General features: G+C 58.5%; 4 protein-coding genes. 3 read left to right on the top strand and 1 reads right to left on the bottom strand.

Going from position 1 to position 4,993, the window contains the following annotated elements; all coding sequences use genetic code 11:
• A partial coding sequence (locus ACOSYY_RS13860) for a DoxX family protein (RefSeq protein WP_421663107.1) occupies positions 1–269 on the top strand: 269 nt, incomplete at its 5' end.
• A gap of 191 nt (positions 270–460) precedes the next feature.
• Here ACOSYY_RS13860 and ACOSYY_RS13855 read toward each other — a convergent pair.
• Positions 461–781 (bottom strand): hypothetical protein, encoded by a 321-nt coding sequence (locus tag ACOSYY_RS13855; RefSeq protein ID WP_421663106.1) that lies wholly within the window; start codon positions 779–781, stop codon positions 461–463.
• A gap of 358 nt (positions 782–1,139) precedes the next feature.
• Here ACOSYY_RS13855 and ACOSYY_RS13850 point away from each other — a divergent pair, with 358 nt between their 5' ends.
• Positions 1,140–2,639 (top strand): catalase, encoded by a 1,500-nt coding sequence (locus ACOSYY_RS13850; RefSeq protein WP_421663105.1) that lies wholly within the window; start codon positions 1,140–1,142, stop codon positions 2,637–2,639.
• Positions 2,640–2,737: 98 nt separating this feature from the next.
• Positions 2,738–4,843, top strand: coding sequence for an FAD-dependent oxidoreductase (locus ACOSYY_RS13845; RefSeq protein ID WP_421663104.1), 2,106 nt, complete (start codon positions 2,738–2,740; stop codon positions 4,841–4,843).
• Positions 4,844–4,993: the final 150 nt, after the last annotated feature.

The following is a 4,993-nucleotide window of genomic DNA, read 5'->3' as shown; positions in this document are numbered from 1 at the left end:
ACGCCGTTCCTCCCTTTGTCGCATATGTTGCCGGTCCGATTGAATTGATCGGCGGCATGCTCGTGATGATCGGCCTTTTTGCGGGATGGGCGGCATTTCTCTGTAGCGGTCTGATGGCCGCCGCCTATTGGATGGCGCACGGAACACAGGCGTTGTTGCCTATTCAGAACATGGGGGAGCTCGCGGTTCTCTATTGCTTCACGTTCTTGTACATTTCATCCTACGGCTCCGGCATCTGGAGCGTGGACGCGGCGCGCGGAAAAGTCTGACGTTTGGAGCGGAATATTTACAGCGAGGATGGGCGGTCTTGGATTCTCCGGATGCCGAACGGCCGCCCGATCTTGCGCCCTCCGTCCAGCGGGCGTTCGGCTTGCCGGTCTCAAAGGATACGACGTCAGTTCAGTATTCCCGGTTCGCGAGGATCGAATACGGGTCTAGGAGAATAAACATTCATTTCCCATTAATTCGGCTTTGCGGGGGTCGAATGCTCGGGAAATTTCTGCTCAAAACGCTCATGCATCGTACTCACCCTTTTGTGTAAATTTCTCATTTCCTCGGTATCAAGGGAGCCGTTTTTGTTTTTGTCCTCTTGGTCAAACATCCATTCGTGGTGTTTCATGAATTCTTTTTTACTGACACTACCGTCTTGCTCTCTTTTCATCGTAGAAGCATCGTGTCCTTCGGTCCCGCTGGTTGCATTGGCACTAACCGAGAAACTAACGGTGGCCATTGCAAATGGAACAATTGCAGCAATACAGGCCGTTTTTCGTCTTTGTATCATGGTGGGGACGCCTCCTTCGGTTTGATCGGCGGTTCATTGAACGGTTTTACGAGAAACGAATATCTCGTTCACCATATACAAGAAATCGCCAACGTGTACTAGGAACCCGCCTAGTCCCGCACAGGAAATGGAGTGGAGCCTGCGACCTTGTTTTTCTCTGATCACCGGTTGCGCGGTAAAAGACGCGCCTGATTTCAATCAAACCGGAATACGGAGGCACCAACCACCATGAGCTTGCTCGGCAATCTCAACGCCGGGCCGGCGAGTCTTGTATGGAAACTCTATAGCTAGTACAAAGATGGTTCCCGGCAATGTATTTGTCGGCGGTACTCATGAACTGATCGAAAGGAGAGGAATCATGGCGAAGCCAGAGAACAAGAAAGGCACTGGGTCCACGACGGGCAGCGGCGCTCCGGCGTCGAGCGACCGCAACGCGCTCACGATCGGGCCCGATGGCCCCATCCTGCTTCACGACGTCCATTTTCTGGAACAGATGGCGCACTTCAATCGGGAAAAGGTTCCGGAACGCCAACCCCACGCCAAGGGGGCGGGCGCCTTCGGAGTCTTCAAGACGACGGAGGACGTTTCCGCGTACACGAAGGCCGCCTTATTCCGGAAGGGCGCGACGACCGAGATGCTGGCGCGCTTCTCCACGGTGGCCGGCGAGGCGGGCAGCCCCGACACGTGGCGCGACGTGCGCGGCTTCTCGCTCAAGTTCTATACCGATGAAGGCAATTACGACTTGGTCGGCAACAACACCCCGATCTTCTTCGTGCGCGATCCGATGAAGTTCCCCCACTTTATCCGCAGCCAGAAGCGGCTCCCCGACTCCGGCTTGCGCGACAACCACATGCAGTGGGATTTCTGGACCAACAACCCCGAAACCGCGCATCAGGTCACCTATCTGATGGGCGAGCGCGGGCTGCCACGCACCTGGCGGCATATGAACGGCTATGGCTCCCACACCTACATGTGGGTCAATGCCGCCGGCGACAAATTCTGGGTGAAGTATCATTTCCATACCCAACAGGGCATGGCGTTTTTTAGCAATCAAGAGGCTGCCGCCATGGCGGGCGCGGATGCCGACTTCCATCGCCGCGATCTGTTCAATGCGATCGTGCGCGGCGAGCATCCAAGTTGGATCCTCTCGGTCCAGGTCATGCCCTATGCGGCCGCGAAGACCTATCGGATCAACCCGTTCGACCTGACCAAGACCTGGCCGCACGCGGATTACCCGCTGATCAAGGTCGGCACGATGACGCTGAACCGCAATCCCGAAAATTTCTTCGCTCAGATCGAGCAAGCGGCCTTCTCGCCGGGAAACACGGTGCCGGGTATCGGCCTGTCGCCCGACAAGATGCTGCTCGGCCGTGCCTTCGCCTATGCCGATGCGCAACGCAATCGCATCGGGACCAACTTTCACCAGTTGCCTGTCAACCAGCCCAAGGTGCCCGTGAACACCTATCTGTTCGACGGCCATATGGCGTATCACCACAGCGGCAACGCACCGGTCTATGCCACCAACAGCGGCGGGCGGAGCTGGGCGGACGAGACCGGCCCGGCGGCCGACGGATGGGAAGCCGATGGCGAGATGGTCCGGAGCGCCTACACGCTGCGTGCGGAGGATGATGACTTCACCCAGCCGGGTATTCTGGTGCGCAAGGTGTTCAACGATGCGCAACGGGCGAAGCTGGTCGATCAAGTCTCGGGCAGCTTGCTCGGCGGCGTGCGCGGCGAGGTGCTCAAACGGGCGTTCCAATACTGGAAGAACATCGATGCCGAGATCGGGAAGCGGATCGAGGCGAAGGTGCAGGCGGGCGGCGCGCCGAAGCCCGCCGAAGGCATGGGCGAGGGCTGAACCGGACCTCTGGCGCGCCACGGGCGATGTCCTTGGCGTTGCCAAGAGACGGCGATGGGGGAGTAGAAGAAAGGCAAGCACCATCAGGCCCAGGACACTTGAAGCGGTTTGATCAGCTGGATTGGCAAGCGGAAGCGCGACGTCGGCCGAACAGGCAAGCCATGAGCATGACGCGGATCATCATCGTGGGTGGTGGATTTGCCGGGGTGAAGTGCGCAAGGGCGCTGCGGAAAAGATTGTCGGCAAATCCCTGCGAGATCGTCCTATTCAGCTTGGAAAACAACATGGTGTTCTATCCATTGTTGGCCGAAGTGGTCGGCGCTGCCATCAACCCCGGTGCGGTCACGGTGCCGTTGCGGCAGATGCTGCCCGGAGTCCGCTGTCGAACCGAAGAGGTCCGGCAAATCAACTTGGCTGCATCAGAGGTTGAATACGAAGGATACGATGGTCGCCTGTGTCGCATGACGTTCGACCACGCCGTGCTGGCCTGCGGCACTGCGGTCAATTTGAGTATGGTCCCCGGGATGGCCGACCATGCGTTCCCCATGAAATCCGTGGGCGATGCCATGGCTCTGCGGTTTCATGTGACGGAACAACTTGAAAAAGCCGATGTCTGCGATGACCCGGAGCGGCGGCGCTGGTATCTGTCCTTCGTGGTGGTCGGCGGCGGCTTTACCGGTGTGGAGGTGGCCGGCGAGATCAACGACTTGATCAGAGCCAGTATGCGGTTTTACGGAAACTTCACCACCGACGAAGTGACCGTCACGTTGGTGCACAGTCGCGATCAGATTCTTCCGGAAGTGAGTCCGACACTCCGGGAGTTTGCCCGAGCAAAGATGGAGCAGGCCGGTATTCATATGATGCTCAACGCGCGCGCAGTGTCGGCCACGGCCGAGGGCGTCGAGATGCACGACGGTCGAATACTTCGCGGAGCCACGGTCGTCTGCACGATCGGCACCACGGCACCGCTTCTGGTGCACCGGCTGGATGTGCCCAAGAAGGGCGGACGGCTGCTGACCGATCCGGATATGCGCGTGCGCGGCACGTCGAACCTGTGGGCGGTCGGCGACTGTGCTCTTGTCGTCAATGCCTATGACGGCCAAATCTCACCAACGACCGGCCAGTTTGCAGAACGGCAAGGGCGGCAAGCGGCGGAGAACATCGTTCGGGTTCTGCAGGGTCAATCCACCAGACCGTTTTCCTACAGACCGCTGGGTCAACTCTGCGGCATCGGAGAGCGCAATGCGGTGGGTGAAATCTTGGGTGTCCGATTGTCGGGGTTTCCGGCCTGGTGGCTGTGGCGAACCGTGTACCTGCTGAAATCGCCCTCTTGGTCCCGCCGGCTCAAAGTCGCGTTCGACTGGACCTGGGAATTGTTCTTTCCGCGCGACCTGACCCATCCCAAAATCAATCAGACGGAGCGGATCGCACGGGCTCATTATCGGTCCGGTGACTCCATCTTTGTCGAAGGCGAGCCGGCGATGAGTTTTTACGCGATCGAACAGGGCGAAGTCGAAGTCCTGCGGCGTGGCCCCACGGGGCAACAGCACCTGGTGGCGGTGTTTGGGCCGGGAGAGTTTTTCGGAGAAATTGCCCTTCTTGACGGCACGGTCCGCATCGGGAGCGTCCGCGCCCGCTCAGCGGTTGAAGTGCTCGTGATGGGCAAGGAGGTCTTCTCCACAATTTCCGGAGCGCTCACTCCTTTTCGCAATCTCGTCGCTCAGGCGCTGAGGTGGCGGCGACCCAGATTGGACCTACGCTTGAGCCATGCATGGACCGCTCTCCAACGTCAACCTCTGTCCGCGTTTATGGAAGCGGCCCCGAACCACCATCTCTCTCTGGAGAATACCTTTGAAGATACCGTTCGCATGTTTGACCGGCTTGCGGTGGAATATCTGAGCGTCTTAGATGAAAAGGGACGTTTGGAAGGTATCGTGACCAGGAATGAACTGTTTGAAGCTTTTGCGCAAGGCAAGAAGCCATCCACTAAGGTGCGGGAGTTCATGCGCGCCGATCCCGTCGCGGTGACTCCGGATGATACAAGCTTGATGGCCGGTGAGTTGATGAATAAGCACGATATCGACTGGCTTCCAGTGGTCGAGAGCAAGAACAATCGTTGCTTAATCGGCCTCGTTCGGTCTGAGAAGATGCTGCGCTGGCTGGTGGAACAGTCCCCGCCCGATTCTTGGTATCCTGACCGGTGAGCCATGAACGGCATGTTGAAGCCGCCCATGGAACCGGACCTGCCACTACCGGCATGCCTTCGTGCCCGATATTTAGGCAGGCCGGATCTATGGCTATTGGGCATTCGACCTTCCGAACTGCAATGTGGATTTCGGTTGAGCCGAGCAAGC

This window comes from Nitrospira sp. BLG_2, from assembly GCF_049222245.1.
Note: the sequence above shows the minus strand (reverse complement) of the source record. Positions and strands in the feature narration are given on the sequence as shown.